At 70.5% G+C, this 17,691-nt stretch carries 16 protein-coding genes and 1 tRNA gene; 10 read left to right on the forward strand and 7 right to left on the reverse strand.

The window, feature by feature from the left end; genetic code table 11:
• Positions 1-26 precede the first annotated feature (26 nt).
• Positions 27-773: a FadR/GntR family transcriptional regulator gene (locus H5965_RS06025; protein WP_310968288.1), complete on the forward strand. Its 747-nt coding sequence runs from the start codon at positions 27-29 to the stop codon at positions 771-773.
• Positions 774-783: 10 nt separating this feature from the next.
• Positions 784-1,824, forward strand: coding sequence for a patatin-like phospholipase family protein (locus H5965_RS06030; protein ID WP_310968289.1), 1,041 nt, complete (start codon positions 784-786; stop codon positions 1,822-1,824).
• Here the strand turns inward: H5965_RS06030 and H5965_RS06035 are convergent.
• The 6 genes from H5965_RS06035 to H5965_RS06060 form a co-directional block, all read right to left on the reverse strand.
• Positions 1,810-2,412, reverse strand: a complete 603-nt coding sequence (locus H5965_RS06035; protein WP_310968290.1) for a class F sortase — start codon at positions 2,410-2,412, stop codon at positions 1,810-1,812. The two genes, H5965_RS06030 and H5965_RS06035, sit on opposite strands and share 15 nt — an antisense overlap.
• Before the next feature lie 4 nt (positions 2,413-2,416).
• A complete protein-coding gene (locus H5965_RS06040; protein WP_310968291.1) occupies positions 2,417-3,085 on the reverse strand; it encodes a hypothetical protein in 669 nt (222 codons plus the stop codon).
• A 205-nt stretch (positions 3,086-3,290) separates the two neighbouring features.
• On the reverse strand, positions 3,291-3,872 hold the full coding sequence (locus H5965_RS06045; protein WP_310968292.1) for a class F sortase: 582 nt from the start codon (positions 3,870-3,872) through the stop codon (positions 3,291-3,293).
• Positions 3,869-4,603: a hypothetical protein gene (locus H5965_RS06050; protein ID WP_310968293.1), complete on the reverse strand. Its 735-nt coding sequence runs from the start codon at positions 4,601-4,603 to the stop codon at positions 3,869-3,871. Before H5965_RS06050 ends, H5965_RS06045 begins: the two co-directional genes overlap by 4 nt.
• A gap of 61 nt (positions 4,604-4,664) precedes the next feature.
• Positions 4,665-5,705 (reverse strand): PLP-dependent transferase, encoded by a 1,041-nt coding sequence (locus H5965_RS06055; RefSeq protein ID WP_310968294.1) that lies wholly within the window; start codon positions 5,703-5,705, stop codon positions 4,665-4,667.
• A 62-nt stretch (positions 5,706-5,767) separates the two neighbouring features.
• Entirely contained in the window at positions 5,768-8,986 is a 3,219-nt protein-coding gene (locus H5965_RS06060; protein WP_310968295.1) for a penicillin acylase family protein, read from the reverse strand.
• 141 nt (positions 8,987-9,127) lie between these two features.
• Here H5965_RS06060 and H5965_RS06065 point away from each other — a divergent pair, with 141 nt between their 5' ends.
• The 3 genes from H5965_RS06065 to H5965_RS06075 all read left to right on the forward strand — a co-directional run bounded on the left by H5965_RS06065 (position 9,128) and on the right by H5965_RS06075 (position 11,238).
• Positions 9,128-9,502 carry an FKBP-type peptidyl-prolyl cis-trans isomerase gene (locus tag H5965_RS06065; protein WP_310968296.1) on the forward strand — a complete coding sequence of 125 codons (375 nt, stop codon included), beginning with the start codon at positions 9,128-9,130 and terminating at the stop codon, positions 9,500-9,502.
• A 145-nt stretch (positions 9,503-9,647) separates the two neighbouring features.
• Entirely contained in the window at positions 9,648-10,400 is a 753-nt protein-coding gene (locus tag H5965_RS06070) for a trypsin-like serine protease (RefSeq protein WP_310968297.1), read from the forward strand.
• Positions 10,401-10,506: 106 nt separating this feature from the next.
• On the forward strand, positions 10,507-11,238 hold the full coding sequence (locus H5965_RS06075; protein WP_310968298.1) for a trypsin-like serine protease: 732 nt from the start codon (positions 10,507-10,509) through the stop codon (positions 11,236-11,238).
• A 97-nt stretch (positions 11,239-11,335) separates the two neighbouring features.
• Here H5965_RS06075 and H5965_RS06080 read toward each other — a convergent pair.
• A tRNA-Leu gene (locus H5965_RS06080) sits at positions 11,336-11,418 on the reverse strand.
• 130 nt (positions 11,419-11,548) lie between these two features.
• Between H5965_RS06080 and H5965_RS06085 the strand changes: the two genes are divergently transcribed.
• The 5 genes from H5965_RS06085 (at position 11,549) to H5965_RS06105 (ending at position 17,690) form a co-directional block, all read left to right on the forward strand.
• On the forward strand, positions 11,549-12,781 hold the full coding sequence (locus H5965_RS06085) for a DUF3662 and FHA domain-containing protein (RefSeq protein ID WP_310968299.1): 1,233 nt from the start codon (positions 11,549-11,551) through the stop codon (positions 12,779-12,781).
• A 100-nt stretch (positions 12,782-12,881) separates the two neighbouring features.
• Positions 12,882-13,343: an FHA domain-containing protein gene (locus H5965_RS06090; RefSeq protein WP_003079002.1), complete on the forward strand. Its 462-nt coding sequence runs from the start codon at positions 12,882-12,884 to the stop codon at positions 13,341-13,343.
• Complete coding sequence (locus tag H5965_RS06095) at positions 13,340-14,737, forward strand: protein phosphatase 2C domain-containing protein (RefSeq protein ID WP_310968300.1); 1,398 nt, start codon at positions 13,340-13,342, stop codon at positions 14,735-14,737. Before H5965_RS06090 ends, H5965_RS06095 begins: the two co-directional genes overlap by 4 nt.
• Positions 14,737-16,224 carry an FtsW/RodA/SpoVE family cell cycle protein gene (locus H5965_RS06100; RefSeq protein ID WP_310968301.1) on the forward strand — a complete coding sequence of 496 codons (1,488 nt, stop codon included), beginning with the start codon at positions 14,737-14,739 and terminating at the stop codon, positions 16,222-16,224. The genes H5965_RS06095 and H5965_RS06100 overlap by 1 nt, the downstream gene beginning before the upstream one ends.
• A complete protein-coding gene (locus tag H5965_RS06105) occupies positions 16,221-17,690 on the forward strand; it encodes a penicillin-binding protein 2 (protein ID WP_310968302.1) in 1,470 nt (489 codons plus the stop codon). The genes H5965_RS06100 and H5965_RS06105 overlap by 4 nt, the downstream gene beginning before the upstream one ends.
• Position 17,691: the final 1 nt, after the last annotated feature.

Below are 17,691 nucleotides of genomic sequence, written 5' to 3' on the forward strand. Positions count from 1 at the left end.
CACCGAGCGGACGGCGAGGTCAAGGGATGCGGTTCGAACCGGTGGCTCCGGTCCGCGCGTACGAGCGGGTCGTCGAGCAGATCGAGCAGGCCGTGGTGAGCGGCGCGCTCAAGCCGGGAGAACGTCTGCCGAGCGAGCGCGAGCTGATGACGCAGTTCGGCGTCGGCCGCTCGACGATCCGCGAAGCCCTACGCGTGCTGCAGGCGGCCGAGATGATCCGGTCGCGGCCCGGGGACCCGCGCGGCCCGGAGGTGCTGGCCGCCTCGCCCGCCGCGCTGCACCGCTCGATGCACCGGCTCGCGCGCGCCGACCACGTCGGGCTGGCCGAACTGCTGCAGTTCCGGATGATCCTCGACGGCTCGGCGCACCTGCTCGCCGCCGAGCTCCGCACCGAAGACGACCTGACCGGCCTCGACGCGGCCCTGGAGTCGATGCGCGAAGGCGTCTCCCGCGGCTATGCCGAGTTCAGCCGCGCCGACGTCGCGTTCCACGAGGTGATCGCCCGCATCTCCCGCAATCCCCTGCTGGTGGTCAGCGAAGAAGTCGTGCGCGGGGTCGTGCTGGAACTGATCGAGGACAAGCTCGAGCACGCCAGCAACCGGACGTCGCTGATGCGCGCCTGGCTCGCCCACCACGCCGAGGTGCTCGACGCGATCCGCGCGGCCGACGGCGGCGGCGCGGCCCACCTCGCGAAGCAGGCGTTGTACGACAACTACGCCGAATACGTCCCCGCCGGGCAACGGCCCCTGCTCACCCCATTGCTGCAGTCCTAAACTCGGCCGCGTGGACTCGGCGAAACGGGACGGCGTCGGCCTCGCGCTCTCGGGCGGCGGCTACCGCGCAATGCTCTTCCACGCCGGCGCGCTCTGGCGGCTCAACGAGCTCGGCTGGCTGCCGAAGCTGACCACCGTCTCCAGCGTCTCCGGCGGCTCGATCGCGGCGGGGGTGCTTGCGCACGCGTGGAACAAGCTGTGGTTCGGCGCGGACGGCGTCGCGGAGAACTTCGGCAAGGAGGTCGTGGCGCCGATCCGGAAGCTGGCCCGCACCCACCTCGACGTCCCGGTCACGCTCAAGGCGATGGTCATGCCGTGGCGCAGCGCGGGCGAAGAACTCGCGCGCCGCTACGCGAAGCACCTCTTCGGCGACTGCCGCCTCGCGGACCTCGACCCGGCCGGGCCGAACTTCGTGTTCACCGCGACCAGCCTGCAGGACGGCTCGCTGTGGTGGTTCTTCCGGCAGCCGGGCCCGCACGGGCAGGTCCCGCTCGCCACCGCGGTCGCCGCGTCCTCGGCGTTCCCGCCGCTGCTCTCGCCGGTGGTGATCCCGGATCCGGCCAAGCCGGACCGCAGGATCGTGCTGAGCGACGCGGGCGTGTACGACAACCTCGGTCTCGACCCGATCGAAAACCAGCGGGCGACCGTCCTGGTCAGCGACGCCGGGAAGAAGATGAAGCACGAGGCCAAGCCCGCGCACAACTGGCCGATGCAGCTGCTGCGCGTGCTGACCGTGATGGACAACCAGGTCCGCGAGCTGCGCACCGGCTCGCTGCTGAAGTCCTACGAGGACAAGACGTACGCCGGGACGTACTGGGCGACCTACAGCGACATCGAAAACTTCGAACTGCCGGACGCGCTGCCGGCCCCGGTCGAGCAGACCCGGCGGCTCGCCGAGACGAAGACCCGGCTGACCAGGTTGCCCGAGAAGGTGCAGGACAACCTGATCAACTGGGGGTACGCCGTCTGCGACGCGGGTATGCGCCGCTGGGTCTGCCCGGGCACCGGGCTGAAGCCGGAGTTCCCGTACCCGGGCTCAGGCGTCGGCTAGCTTCGCGTACACGATGACGTTGTCCTTGTAGCTGTGCTCGGCGTGGTCGAACGCGCCACCGCAGGTGATCAGGCGCAACTGCGGCTTGTCGCTGTTGCCGTAGACCGCGTCCCGCGGGAACGTCTCCTTCGGCACCTGCTCCACGCGCTCGACGACGAACTTCACCTTCTTGCCGTCGCTGCGGTCGACGTCGACCTCGTCACCCGGCGCGAGCTCCTTCAGCTTGAAGAAGATGCCGGGCTTCTTGTCGCCGTCCACGTGGCCGAGCAGGACCGCCGGACCGGTCTCGCCGGGCACCGGCGACATCTTGTACCAGGCCGCTTGCATCGGCGTGTGCACCGACGGGACCGAGATCCCGCCGTCGGCCTTCGGCAGCACCGAGACCAGCGACGACTGCGCACCGATCTTCGGGATGTTCAGCTGCGTCGGGCGCAGGCCGGCGAACGGCTTGGTCACCGGCGGCGGGGCCGGCGCGGACGACGACGGGGCTGCCGCCTGCGGATCCGGGGTCCCGCAGGCGGTGAGGGCGAAGGACAGCGCCAGGGCGGCCGCGAGAACGCGGCCGCCGCGGCGGAACTGCGTGGTCATGCGGTCAGGACCGGGCCGTCGCGCCGCCGCCGGTCTCGACGCCGCCGGCCTTCGGGGTCACCTTGACCTGGCCGCCGACGGTGGCCGAGCCGCCGCCGTGCCCGACCGGGCGGGTGACCGGCTTGCCCTCGCACACCCAGGAGACCTGCGTGTCGTCGGACAGGTGCTTGCCCTCGTTCAGCTGGATGTCGAAGCCCCAGTAGCGGCCGTCCGCGCCGTCCTGGAACGGGCCGGCGGCCACGGTGAAGTCGTTGGCCCGGACGTCCCGCGGCTCGCCCGCCTTGCAGGCGATGACCAGGATGCCGGCGCCGCCGTCGAACTCCCACGCGTACGCGACGTCGTCGATGTAGTCGTCACCGTGCGGGAACGGGTCGGTCGGCTCGGTGGTCGGCGTGGTGGGCTTGGTCGGCTTGCCCGAGGTCGGCGTGCCGGTGCCGGTGGACGTCGGCTCGGACGTCGGCTGGCTCGAGGTCGGCTGGCCCGAGGTGGGCTCCGAGGACGCGGTGCTGGTCGGCGCCTCCGTCGTCGTCGGCGTGCCGCTGGTGGCCGTGGGCGCGGCTTCGGTCGTCGAAACGACCGGAGCCTCCTGCGCGAGCGCGGCCGGCGAAACGGTGAGCGTGAGCAGGGCCCCCGCGAGCACAGCGCCCGCGAGACGGCCCAGGGTCTTCTTCAAGGTGACTCCCAGGGAAGGAAACGCGCAATGACCCCCACTACGCGAGCCGCCCGGTGCTCCGAAGCACAAGATCAGGCGACTCGGACATCCTGCCCCATTACTGGTATGTACCGGAAACCATTTCTACGTGAAGAAGACCACTGCGGAAACCGGTAACGTTCGGGCCCAGCGAAATCCACATCGGACAGTGACCCCGGCAGCGCTTTCAGCCCGCGAGCTTCGCGTAGACGACGATGTTGTCCTGGTAGCTGTGTTCGGCGTGGTCGAACGCCCCACCGCAGGTGATGAGCCGCAGTTCCGGTTCGCTGCTGTTCCCGTAGACGGCGTCGCGCGGGAACGTTTCCTTCGGGACCTGGGTGACGCGGTCGACGACGAACTTCAGCTTCTTGCCGTCGCTGCGGTCGATGTCCACCTCGTCACCGGGTGCGAGCTCCTTCAGCTTGAAGAAGATACCCGGTTTCTTGTCGCCGTCGACGTGCCCGAGCACGATCGCCGGGCCGACGTCGCCGGGCACCGGCGAGAGTTTGTACCAGGCGGCCTGCATCGGCGTGTGCACCGACGGCACGGAGATCGAACCGTCCGGCTTCACGGCGACCGCGAGCAGGCTGGACTCCGCGCCGATCTTCGGGATCTTCACCGAGGTCGGGCGCAGTCCCTTGAACGGCACGGTCACCGGCACCGACGACGGAACCGGAGCGGGTGGCGCGGCTTTCGGCGGCTCGGCGGTGCCGCACCCGGCCAGGGCCAGCACCAGGGCGAGCGCGACGCCCGCCCGGCGGACCGTCACCGGGCCGTGCCGCCGAAGCCGGTCTCGACCCCGCCCTTGGGCGCGACCTTGACCTGGGCCTTCGGAGCGGCGTTGCCGGCGGGCGCGGAGCTGGTCGCGGTGGTGACCGGCGCGGTGCTCGACGGCGCCGAGCTGGTCGTGGTCGTGGTCGTGGTCGTCGGCGGCGCCTCCTGCTCGAACTCGACGATCCCGTTGCCTTCGACGCCGGCACAGGTCCAGCTGAACTTGGCGGTGGTCGTGCCGGCCGGGGCGTCGACGACGCGCACCGAGTAGTTCCACAGGCGGCCGTCGGCCTCGTCCTGGTCAGGGCCGCCGGTGACGCTCAGGTACTGGGTGGCCACTCCGCTCGGCTTCCCGGCCGCGCAGGCGATGACGAGGACACCTTCACCGCCGAGACCGACGAAGCCGTGCCCGACGTTGTCCTGGTAGTCGTCCTTCGGCGGTTCGGCCGATTCCGGCGCCGAGGAAGTGGTCTTCGGGCTCGTCGTGGTGCCCTTGGGCTTCGCCGGGGCCGAAGTGGTCCCGGTGGTCGTGACCGGTGCGGACGGCTCGCTTGTCGCCGTCGTGGTCGTCGTCGTGACCGTGGTGGTCGTGGGCTCCGAAGTGGACGTCGTGGTTTCCGTGGGTGACGTGCTGGTTTCCGTCTGTGCCAGCGCGGCGGGCGTGGCGGCGAAGGTGGCGAGCGCACCCGCGAAAACAACTCCGGCGACCCTGCTCAGCGTTCTGCCCACGATGCCACTCCCAACGCGTTGACCTGCGATGTCGCGACTATCGACGATTCGGCGGCCTGCGTTACTCCGGTAGGGCGATCACCAAGTCGTCCCAAAGGTCGTCGGGATCTTCCAGGCCGACGCTGAACCGGATCAGCCCGGGCGGGACGCGCTCCTCGCCCGCCAGCCAGGCCCGCCGCTCGACCAGGCTCTCGACGCCGCCGAGGCTGGTCGCCGACCGGATCAGCCGGACCGACGCGCAGAAGCGGTCCGCCGTCTCGGCGTCGGCGAGCTCGAAGGCGACCATCATCCCGAAGCCCGGGTAGCGCACCCGCCGGACCGCGGGGTGCCCGCCGAGCCGCTCGGCCAGCAGGGCGGCGGTACGGGACTGCTCCGCGAGCCGGACGGGCATGGTCCGCAGCCCCCGCAGCGCGAGCCAGGCTTCGAGGGCGCCCGGCGTCGACCCGACCCGCGTCCGCGCGCCCTTCAGCTCCTCGGCGACGGCCGGGTCCTTGGCGACGGTGATGCCGAGCAGCAGGTCGCTGTGCCCGCCGATGAGCTTGGTCGCGCTGTGCACGACGACGTCCGCGCCCAGCTCGAGGGGGCGCTGCTGCAACGGCGTGGCGAAGGTGTTGTCGACGACGACCCGGCCGCGCGCGGCGGCGGCGATCGGCTCGATGGCCATCACGTCGAGGGTCGGGTTGGTCGGCGACTCCAGCCAGACCAGGTCCGACGTCGCGGCCTCGGCCACCCAGGCCGCGGTGTCGGTCGGCTCCAGCTCGGTGACGGCGAGCTTGCCGAGCTTCTGCGCGTGGGCGAGCACGCCGCGCGTGACGGCGTAGCTGAACGTCGGGACCACCACCCTGGACCCGACCGGCAGCAGGTCCAGCACCGCGGACAGGGTGGCGACGCCGGACGCGAAGGCCGTCGCGTGGCCGCCTTCCAGCGCTCCGACGGCTTCCTCGAGCGCGTGCCAGGTCGGCGTCCCGTCCCCGCGCGCGTACGCGAAGTCGCCACCGGCCTGGTACGTGCTGGTGGCGACGAGCGGGGTGTTCAGCGGCTCACCGGGACCGTGCGGCCGGCCGGCGGCGATGGCCTTGGTGCGAGGCGTCCAGTCGTCCATGCGCCTCACGATAAGGGGAGGCTGGGGCACTCACGCGTCCGCGAGCGCCCCAGCCGGGCTTTTCAGTGGGCGTACACCTCGAACTCGTACAGCGAGTAGCCGTACTTCGTGCCGCGCTGGACGCCCTGCATCTTGACGAACCGGGCCGTCGTCGTAGCGAACGAGACGTTGTCCCGCCCGCCGTCGCCGTCGGTCACCACCGCCGCGTCCGTCCAGTGCACCGCGTCCGGCGAGAGCTGGATCTTGTAGCTCTTGCCGAAGGCGGATTCCCAGTCGAGCAGCACCCGCGAAACCTGCTGGACCGAGCCGAGGTCGACGGTGATCGCCTGGTCGTCGCTCCAGTCGCTGGCCCAGCGGGTCGAGGCGTTGCCGTCGATCGCGTTCGACGCCGGCGAGTTGTAGAAGCCGGACTCGGCGCTCGTGGCGCTCACCGTCTTCGCCGCCGCCAGGTTGGCGATGTTGTCGCCGCGGTGCGCCGCGTACTCGACGACCTGCTGGAACGTCGGCCGGTTCTGCCAGCTGATCTTGTCCTGCGTGATGCCGCCGAGCGGGTTCTGGATGATCGAGTCGGCGCACCACTGGTCGCCGGCCGAGCAGTTCGCGTCACCGGGGTAGACGGTGTTCGCGGTCTGGCCCGCGGCCGTGGTCAGCGAGTCGACGAGCGCCTGGCGGCAGGCGGTGACGTCGCCGCCGCCGCAGAACGTCTGCGCGAGCGGGCCCGCGACCGGCTGGCCGAGCACCTGCCGGATGTCCTTGCTGACGTAGCCCCACCAGCCGTACTGGAACGACGAACCCTTGTGGGGCTGACCGGTGTGCCGGCCGTTGCCGTTCTGCCAGCCCGACGGGCTCTCGTTGATGCCGAGCACGCTCGTCATCGCGTTGTAGGCGTTGTCACCCATGCCCGGCTTGAACTCCGCCTGGACCAGCAGCGGCCACCAGGCGTCGAAGATGCGGATCGCGTCCGCGTCGGCGTAGGTCTTGCTGCCCGGCGAGGTCTCCTTGCGCAGGTGGCCGTTCGCGAGCCACGTCTTGAGCTTCGCCTCGGCGTCCGCCGCCGCTCCGGTGGTCGGCGTCTTGTCCAGCACCTGCAGCAGCAGCGGCAGGACGCGTTCGGCGCGCAGGTCGGCCAGTGCGGCGTCCGCCATCGCCTGGGTCAGGTTGACCCGGGTGACCTTGGTGCCGCTGGTGATCAGCTGCTTGACCCGCGAGTCGAGCAGGTCGACGCGGTGCACGGCGGACTTGTCCGCACCGGCCGCGGCGTACCCGTTGGCCTGGGCGTTGTTCCAGCTGACGTAGTAGTCCTGGTTGACCGACTGCGGGTGCTGCGCCGCCGGCGTGTAGTTCGCCAGGTTGCCCGCCGGGTTCCAGCCGATCCAGTCGTGGCCCTGGTCGCCCCACACCGGCAGGTTCGGGTCCACATCGGACTGCCGGGCCGGGTTGGCGCCGGAGTTGAAGTAGGCGATGTCCTTGGAGTCGGCGTAGAACCAGTTGAACGTGTAGTTGATGTCGGCCGCGGCCTTCTGGAAGTCCGCCGCGGACTTGATGAAGGTCGGGTCGTTCAGCTCCTGGAAGCCGATGAGCGAGTCGACCTCGTGGAAGTAGGACGACCGCAGCGCCGAGTAGGCCACCGGCTTGCCGCCGACGGTCGCCCGGCTCTGCACCGGCCCGTACTTGGTGCGGTAGCTGCGCAGGGTGTACGAACCCGCCGCGGTGCCGTCGGCGACCGTCGGCTTCCAGGCGTTCTTCACCTCGACGGTGTCCATCGGGATGCACTTGCCCTGGTAGGTGTAGTAGTTCGAGTCCTTCGTCGGCGTGCCGCCGTTCGGGTCGCACAGCTGCAGCGCGTAGGTGTCGACGATGTCCTGCGCCGACGTCGTCGCGCTCCACGAGTAGTCCTGGCCGCGGCCGAGGAGGGTGTACATGCTCAGCCCGGCGAAGGCCGCGCCGCGCGAGCTGATGCCCGGGCCCTGCAGTTCCTGCAGGAGCAGCAGCTGCGGGGCGAAGTACCCGGTCTGCGGGCCGAACACGGCGACCGGGTGGCCGCTGGCGGTCTTGGCGCCGGAGACGAGCAGCGCGTTGGACATGCCGTGCTTCTCGCTCAGCAGGTTGGCCGGCAGCACGCCGTTCTCGAACATCCCGCGGGCGGGCTCCTGCTCGGCGGGCGCGGCGACGTCCACAGTGGACGGCGTCGCGGTGGCGGCCGAGCCGGTCTTGTCGAACACCAGCTGCTGCGGCGTCACCGAGTTCTTGTCCGGCAGCGCGCGGCCGACGGCGTTGGCCGGCGTCTTGCCGTACGGGAAGGTCTGGCCGTCGTGCAGCGTCTTGACAGCTTCCGGGTCGTCCTCCGAGCGCAGGCTCTGCCACACCTTCTCGCCCTGCACGACGCCGTACTTCTCCTGCAGCGCCAGCTTCGCGATGGCGTTCTGGACCTCGCCGCCGCCGCCCGCGCCGAACTCGGCCCCGACCAGCGAGGCCAGCGCGACCAGGTCGGTCAGCTTGAACGGGTCGATCGAGCCGGCGTTGGTGATCGAGTCGACGTGCCCGGTCAGCACGTACTCGCCCGGGAAGTACCGGCCGTTGTAGGAGTCGGAGATGTACTTGTTGATGCCGTCGACGTAGGCCTGCGCGTCGGCGAGGCCCTGCGCGCCGCGCGGGCCGCTGGCGGCCGTGCGGTCGATCTGCTGCTGCAGCTCGGCTTCGGTGTACGGCGCGTTGGCGAAGAACTGCTGCTCGAGTTCGCGGTTGGCCTCGGCGCCACCGGCGAACGACGTCACCTGGCCGCGGGCGGCGTGCCGCAGCACGTCCATCAGCCACAGCCGGTCCTGGGCGGCCGCGTACCCGGCGCCGAACTCGGTGCCGGCGCGGGTGGTCCCGGTGATGTGCGGGACGCCCAGGGCCTTGTCCCGCACGATGGTGACGTCGGCCCGCGGCTTCGTCGTGCTCGCCACCTGGTCGGCCGGGACGCCGAACGAGGAGTCGTTGAAGTACTGGTTGATCGCGCCGGTGGTCAGCGTCTTGTAGCCGCCGGCCAGCGAGGCGTACTTGCCGAGCTGGTCGGCCGAGTGCGCCGGGCGGGTGCCGAACACCTTGTGCGCCAGGATTTCCGCGAGGGTGGCGCTGCCCTGTTCACCGGGCGGGAGGATGTCGCTGCACTGCCCCCCGCAGTAGTCGTCGGGCGACACGGCCGCCTGAGCGGCCGGCGCGGTGACGGCGACCTGGGTGAGCCCGGCCACGAGGGCCCCCAGTGCCGTTACGGTCAGGGCGCGGATGCGTCGTCGCATACCGGGCTCCCCTCAGTCCAGAAGAGTGACGAAGCGCACGCTACCGAGCAGTAGACTAAGTGTGAAGACTTTTCGCGTTTTTCCCCTCCTTGGGCGTAGTCCGATCGGCGCAGCCGGAACGGCGTGGGTACGGTGAGGCCCATGACCTTGGAAAAGCCCCTCATCGACCGCCCGGACGGACCTGCGCCGGCCGACCTCGAGATCACCGACATCACGGTCGGTGACGGCGCGGAGGCCACGGCGGGCAAGACCGTCACCGTGCACTACGTGGGTGTCTCGCACTCGACCGGCGAGCAGTTCGACGCGTCCTGGGACCGCGGCGAGCCGTTGCGCTTCGGCCTCGGTGCCGGCCAGGTCATCTCCGGCTGGGACCAGGGTGTCGCGGGGATGAAGATCGGCGGCCGCCGCAAGCTGGTCATCCCGCCGCACCTGGCCTACGGCGACCGCGGCGCGGGCGGCGTGATCAAGCCGGGCGAGACGCTCGTCTTCGTCGTCGACCTGGTCGGCGTGAACTAGTTCATTCCCGGCAAACCGGCCCCGGCATCCCCGCCGGGGCCGGTTTTTTGCTCCAAGCAGCGCCTTTGCGGCGCCCGAGCCGTCGCTACCCTCGCAAGTGATCACCGGCAGCCATCGCCGGTGCACGAAAAGGGGGGATCCACCGATGCGCGTTCGCGCAGTGTTTTCCGCTGCCCTGCTGACGTTGGCCGCCGGGCTCGCCACCGCGGCGCCGGCCTCGGCCGTGGCCAACGGCTCCGACGTCCCGGCCGGCCAGTTCGGCTTCGCCGCCAAGCTCACCATGACGAACATCCCCAGGCCCGATGGCACGAAGTACAACAGCGCGTGCTCCGGCGCCCTGATCGCGGCGAAGTGGCTCATCACCGCCGGTCACTGCTTCCACGACGCCAACCGCAACCGCGTCTCCGGCCCGGTGCCGTACCCGACGTCGGTGCTGCTCGGCACGGTGAACCAGAGCACGCCCGGGGTGGTCCGCAACGTCGTCACCGTCTACCAGGCGAGCGCGAACGACATCGCGATCGCCACCCTCGACGCGGACGTCACCGGCATCACCCCGCTGACGGTCAACCGGGTCACGCCGTCGGCCGGCCAGCTCCTGACCCTGGCCGGCTGGGGCAGCCTCACCGCCACCAACCCCACTCCGTCGACGAAGCTGCAGCAGGGCACCGTGAAGGTCGGCCAGGTCGCCGCTTCCACGCTCGGCGTGCAGGGCGTGGCCCCGACGTCGACGACGAGCGCCTGCGTCTACGACTCGGGTGCGCCCTACTTCGTCGCGGCCGGCTCCGGCGGCCAGCTCGTGTCGGTCGAGTCGTCCGGCCCGGACTGCCCGCACAACCAGCTCGAGACGACCTCGCGCGTGGACGTCGTCGCGGACTGGATCGCCGCCCACACCGGCTGAGCCCGCGGCCGGGCGTCACCCGGGTGACGCCCGGCCAGGGAATTCCCAGGACGGGAGGCGCGGCCCTAACGTCGGACGTCGACCACCGACTCGACGAAGGGGAAGAATGCGCCTGCGCGCCCTGCTCGCCGCTGCTGTCTTGACCGTCTCCACCGCTCCCGCCGCCTGGGCCGTCGCCCACGGCACCGACGTCCCACCCGGCCGGTACGGGTTCGTCGCGAAGCTGGCGATGACGAAGATCCCGCGCCCGGACGGCTCGACGTACAGCAGCTACTGCACGGGCGCGCTGGTCGCGCCCGCCTGGATCCTGACGACCGGCCACTGCTTCCACGACGCCCACCGCGACCGGGTCTCGGGCAAGGTCCCGTACCCGACGACGGTGACGCTGGGCCTGACCGACGAGGAGGCGGAGTCGGGCATCGCCCGCAAGGCGACCGAGGTCCTCCAGGCGACGGAGAACGACGTCGCCCTGGTCCGCCTCGACTCCCCGGTGACCGCGGTGACGCCGCTGGCGGTGAGCCGCGCGGTCCCGAAGGTCGGCCAGCAGCTGACGCTGGCGGGCTGGGGCAGCCTCACGGCCGCGAACCCCAAGCCGGCCACCCGCCTCCAGCAGGGCACGGTGGCGATCGCGAAGGTGGACCCGACGACGCTGGGTGTCCGCGGCGCGGCCCCGGAGATCACGACCAGCGCGTGCACGTACGACTCCGGCGCCCCGTACTTCTCGGGCGATCAGCTGGTCTCGCTGGAGGCGACGGGGCCGGACTGCCCCCACGCGGGCATCGAAACGACGAGCCGGGCGGACGTCATCGCGGACTGGATCACCACCCACACGGCGTAACTTCGCCCAGGGCGAACAGGGGGTTCGTGACATACCCCACGGCCTGGTCCAAGCCGTGAAAAAGGGCCCCGGCGGGGAGCCGGGGCCCTTTTCGATGTGGGCGAGGAGGGAGTTGAACCCTCACGTCCTTTCGGACACACGGACCTGAACCGTGCGCGTCTGCCATTCCGCCACTCGCCCGAGTGCTTCCTTGCGGCAGCGAGGAGAAGACTAGCAGGTCGTTTTAACGGCTTTCACCGGGGGCCGTGTAGAGGCTGGCTCACCCGGATAGGATCGGTGCGGAAGCACACGTGTGAGGAGGTTTTCCCCGGTGGGCCGCGCCGAACGATTCGACAGGCGACTCGAGAACCTGGTGGGGAACACTTTCGCGCGCATGTTCGGTGGCAACGTCGTCACGCAGGAAGTGGCGATCGCCCTGGAGCGGGAGAGTGAGGAGAACGTTCGTGAGCTGGCAGGCGGTCGGCAGCTCGCCCCGAATCACTACATCGTGTCCTTGGGGACGGCTGACCACGAGCGCATGGCCGGTGACGAGCAACGCGTCACCCAGGTGCTGGCGAAGGCGGTCGCGGAACACCTCGCCGCCGAGGGCCTGGACACCTATGGTGACGTCGTCGTATCACTCGAGCGCAACGAGGCGCTGCATACTGGACAGTTCAAGACCCGTTCGTCCGTCGATCCCGACGCCCGCCCCTCAGGCGCCGGTTCACCGCGGTCGGCACGACCCAGCAACGCAGGAGACCCAGCAATGAGCCAGCCCCCCGGCTACGGCCAATACGACCAGGGTGACCCGTACGGCCAGCAGGGCCAGTACGGCTACGGACAGCAGGGTGGCCAGCAGCCCGGGTACGACCAGGGTTACGGCCAGCAGGGTGGATACGACCAGTACGGCGGCCAGCAGCCCCAGGGCGGCGGCTACGACCAGTACGGCCAGCCGCAGCAGGGTGGTGGCTACGACCAGTACGGCCAGCAACCCCAGGGTGGCTACGACCAGGGCTACGCGCAGCCCCAGGGCGGCGGCTACGACCAGGGCGGGTACGCGCAGCCTCAAGGTGGCGGCTACGACCAGGGCGGCTACGGCCAGCCCCAGGGCGGCGGCTACGACCAGGGCGGCTACCAGCAGGGTGGCTACGACCAGTACGGCGGCCAGCAGCAGGGCGGGTACGACCAGTACGGCCAGCAGCAGGCGTACGGCCAGCCGGCCGGTGACCCGTACGGCCAGCAGGGCGGCTACGCCCCGCCGGCGCCGGGCCGCGCGCTCGCGGCGAGCCTGCAGCTGGACGACGGCTCGAACCGGACGTACTCGCTCAAGCAGGGCGGGAACGTCGTCGGCCGCGGCCAGGACGCGGACTTCCGCCTCCCGGACACCGGCGTCTCGCGCCGGCACCTGGAGATCACCTGGGACGGCCAGAGCGCGACGCTCGCCGACATCGGTTCGACCAACGGCACCACGGTGAACGGCACGCCGGTCCAGACCTGGCAGCTCGCCGACGGCGACGTCATCCGGGTGGGTCATTCGTCCCTCGTGTTCCGTACACAGGGCTGACTCGGGACCCGGAATACTGTTCCCGCAGAATTGACGTGCGGGGGGACCGCGGCGTACCCGCGTCGCGGCTGCGCGGAAGAGTCGGGAGCGGACACACCAAGTGCCAGAGCTGGTCGTACAACTCACCAGGGTGGGCTTCCTCGTGCTGCTCTGGCTCTTCGTGTTCGCCGCGCTCAGAGTCGTCCGTTCGGACCTCTACGCGGCGTCGGGCATGCGCGTCCAGGTGCCGACCTTCGGGCGCAAGAAGGAGAAGAAGCCGCGCAACAGCAAGTCGCCGCAGCAGCTGCTGGTCACCCACGGCGCGCTGGCGGGGACGCGCATCGCGCTGGACGGCCGGCCGATCCTGATCGGCCGGGCCGACGACTCCACGTTGGTCCTCGACGACGACTACGCGTCGACCCGGCACGCCCGGATCGCCCAGCGCGGCGAGGACTGGTACGTGGAAGATCTGGGCTCGACGAACGGCACCTATCTCGACCGGGCTAAGGTCACTGCACCCCTCCGGGTCCCGCTCGGAGTCCCCATCCGGATCGGCAAGACGGTGATCGAGCTTCGCCCATGACTCTCGTCCTCCGCTACGCAGCCCGCAGCGACCGGGGCCTGGTGCGTTCGAGCAACCAGGACTCCGTGTACGCCGGCCCTCGCCTGCTCGCGCTCGCCGACGGCATGGGTGGGCACGCGGCGGGCGAAGTCGCCAGCAAGGTCGTCATCGCCTCCCTCGCCCCGCTGGACGACGACGAGCCGGGCGACGACCTGCTCGCCCAGCTGCGCGAGGCGGTGGCGAACGGCAACGCCGCCATCGCCGAACTCGTCTCGCAGGACCCGGACCTGGACGGCATGGGCACCACGCTCACCGCCGTCCTGTTCGCCGGCACCCGGCTGGGGCTGGTGCACGTCGGCGACTCCCGCGCCTACCTCCTGCGCGGCGGTCAGTTCGCGCAGATCACCCGCGACGACAGCTTCGTCAACGAACTCCTCGAACAGGGCCGGATCACGCCCGAAGAGGCCGCGGTGCACCCGCAGCGGTCGCTGCTGCTGAAGGCGCTCACCGGGCACGAGGTCGAGCCGAGCCTGACCGTGCGCGAAGCCCGCGCCGGCGACCGGTACCTGATCTGCTCGGACGGCCTGTCCGGCATGGTCAGCGACGAGACGCTGGCCGAGGCCGTGCAGATCCCGGACCCGCAGCAGTGCGCGGACCGGATGATCGAGCTGGCGCTCAAGGGCGGCGGCACCGACAACGTCACGGTGATCATCGCCGACGTGGTCGACGTCGACTTCGGCGAGGACGCGCCCATCGTGGGCGGCGCCGCCGGGGACGGCAGCGACGAACGGCACCAGGGCGACTCGCCCGCGGCCCGGGCCCGGGCGCTGACCCAGCCGCCCCCGCCGCCGCGCCAGGAACTGCCGCAGCCGCAAGAAGACCCGAAGGCCCGGCGCCGGAAGCGGTTCCGCTGGCTGGCCGGAGCGCTGGTGGTCCTCGTCGTGCTCGCCGCGGCCGCCATCGCCACCCGCTACTTCGTGCTGAGTCAGTACTATGTCGGCGAGGGAGCGGACGGGGAGGTCGTGATCTACCGCGGCGTCCCCGGCAGCATTCTCGGCATCGACCTGCACGCCTACGAGCAGGGGTCCTGCCCGCCGAGCCAGGTGTGCACGGACAAGCTGCGCGTCACCCAGCTCCAGGAGGACGCGCGGCTGGCGGTGCAGAACGGCGTCAAGAAGGACAGCCTCGACGAAGCGCGGAAGTACATCGACGACTTCCTGCAGCTGCGCAAGCGCCTGAACAACTGCGCGCCGGCGGGCGGTCAGCCGTCCTCGACGCCGACCCCCACGGCCACGCCGACGACGACTCCGTCGGCTCCGGCCGGCTCCACTGCTCCGTCGTCGGCGAACCAGCCAGCGGGGAGGGACTGCTCGACGCCGAGTTCGACGGCACCGACGACGGGAGGCGGTAACTGATGGGCCAGCCCGTCGCGCGTTCCGCCGAACCGCTCGCCGCGCAGTTCCAGACGAACCCGCCGCGCGAGGTCCCGACCCGCCGCAACACCGAGCTGGTGCTGCTGGGGTTCGCCTCCCTCATCGTCACCATCGCGCTGGTCCTGGTCGAAGCCAACCAGGAGCAGGAGCTGACCTGGTCGATCATCTGGCTCGGCCTCGCCTACCTCGCCATCTTCGGCGCGGCGCACCTGGCCGTCCGCAAGTGGGCGCCGTACGCCGACCCGGTGCTGCTCCCCTGCGTCGCGCTGCTGAACGGCATCGGGCTGGTGATGATCCACCGGATCGACCTGGCCCTGGCCGAGCGCGCCACGCAGAACGGCAAGGACTACACGCCCGCGGTCACCGCACAGGTGCTGTTCACGGTGATCTCGCTCGTGTTCTTCGTCGTGGTCCTGATCGTGGTGAACGACCATCGCACGCTGACCCGCTACGGCTACACCGCCGGCCTGGTCGGCATCGTCGCGCTCGCGCTGCCCGCGCTCCTGCCGTCGAGCCTGTCCGAGGTCAACGGCGCCAAGGTGTGGCTGAAGCTGCCGTTCTTCTCGATCCAGCCGGGCGAGTTCGCGAAGATCCTGCTGATGGTCTTCTTCGCTTCGTTCCTGGTGTCGAAGCGGGACCTGTTCATGGTGGCGGGCAAGAAGCTGGTCGGGGTCGAGCTCCCGCGCGCCCGCGACCTCGGCCCGATCCTGATCGCCGCGTTCGTCTGCATCGGCATCCTGGTGTTCGAGAAGGACCTCGGCACGTCGCTGCTGTTCTTCAGCGTCATCCTGGTGATGCTGTACGTCGCGACCGAGCGGGTCATCTGGGTCGTCCTCGGCCTGAGCTTCTTCGCGGTCGGCTGCATCATCGCCTACAACCTCTTCACGCACGTCCAGCAGCGCGTGGCGAACTGGCTGGACCCGCTGGCCACCTACGACCAGGCCGGCGGCGGCTACCAGCTCGCGCAGGGCCTGTTCGGGCTGGGCACCGGCGGCGTCGGCGGCACCGGGCTCGGCGCCGGCCGGCCGGACATGGTGCCCGAGGCCAACACCGACTTCATCACCGCGTCGATCGGCGAGGAGCTCGGCTTCATCGGGCTGGCCGCGGTGCTGATGCTGTACTTGCTGGTCGCGATGCGCGGCATGCGCAGCGCGCTGGCCGTGCGCGACACGTTCGGCAAGCTGCTGGGCGGCGGGCTCGCGTTCACCATGGTCATGCAGATCTTCGTCGTCGTCGGCGGGGTCACGAAACTCATCCCGGAGACCGGTATCACCGCGCCGTTCCTGTCCAAGGGTGGTTCGTCGCTGCTCGCGAACTACATCCTGGTCGCGTTGCTGCTGCGCATCTCCGACGCGGCCCGCAAGCCGGCCGCGCGCCCGAAGCCGCAGCAGCAGCCGCAGGCCCCGATCGCGGAAGCGCACACCGTGCTCGTGCAGCGCCCGCCGGCGGAGGGGGGCGCGCAGGCATGAACACCCCGCTCCGCAAGGTCGGCATGGCGATGCTCGTGATGGTCGTGCTGCTGCTGGCCAACGCCACCTACATCCAGGTGGTGAAGGCCGACGACTACCGCACCGACTCGCGCAACGCGCGGGTGCTCTACGACGAGTTCGCCCGCCAGCGCGGCAAGATCGTGTCGCAGGCCAACGGCGAGGTGCTGGCCAGCGTCAACCCGTCGAACGACAAGTACAAGTACATCCGGACCTACGCCGACGGCCCGATGTACGCGCCGGTCACCGGCTACTACTCGATCAACTACGGGGCGGGCGGCCTGGAGCGCGCCGAGGACGACGTGCTCAACGGCTCCGACCCGCGGCTGTTCGTGCGGCGGCTGTCGGACATGGTCACCGGCCGCGACCCCAGCGGCGGCAACGTCCGGCTGACCATCGACCCGGCCGTGCAGAAGGCCGCGTACGACCTCATGACGCAGAAGAACTACACCGGCGCCGTCGTCGCGATGGAGCCCAGCACCGGGCGGATCCTGGCGATGGTGTCGACGCCGTCGTACGACCCGAACCAGCTGGCCTCGCACACGTCGAAGGCGCAGACCGACGCCTGGACCGCGAACAACAAGGACCCGAAGAAGCCCATGCTGAACCGGGCGATCTCGGAGACCTACCCGCCGGGGTCGACGTTCAAGCTGGTCACCGCGGCAGCCGCGCTCGAAGACGGCAACGGCCCCGACACCAAGGTCGACACCGCGCCGAACACCAAGCTCCCCGGCACGAACGTCACGCTGGAAAACTACGCGGGCCAGGGCTGCCCCGGCGACACGTTCAAGGACGCGCTCGCGCACTCCTGCAACGTGCCGTTCGCGCAGTTCGCCGGCAAGCTCGGCCCGGACAAGATGAAGAAGACGGCGGCGAACTTCGGCATCGGACAGACCGACCTGACCGTGCCGATGAAGGTCGCCCCGTCGACGGTCGGCCCGCTCGACTCGCAGGGCGCGCTCTTCCAGAGCGGCATCGGCCAGCGCGACGTCCGGCTGACGCCCCTGCAGGACTGCCTGCTCGCGGCCACCGTGGCCAACGGCGGGATGGCGATGAAGCCGCAGCTGGTGCAGTCGGTGCTGGCACCGGACCTGTCGACGATCGAGGACTACAGCCCGACCGAACTCACCGGCACCCCGGCGCTGTCGTCGGCGAACGCCGCCATCCTCAAGGACATGATGGTCGCTTCCGAAGGCTTCACCAAGGGCGGCGGCAAGCGCCCGGACGTCCAGATCGCGTCCAAGACCGGCACCGCCGAACACGGCACGGACTCCAAGAACACCGCACCGCACGCCTGGTACACCGCCTTCGCCCCGGTCGACAACCCGCAGATCGCGGTCGCCGTGATCGTCGAGGACGGCGGCAACCGCGGCCTCGCGGCCACCGGCGGCACGGTCGCGGCGGAAATCGGCCGCGCGGCGATCAACGCGAAGCTCGGGGGTGGATAGC

It is taken from the genome of Amycolatopsis sp. 505 (assembly GCF_031625235.1).
Lineage (GTDB): Bacteria > Actinomycetota > Actinomycetes > Mycobacteriales > Pseudonocardiaceae > Amycolatopsis.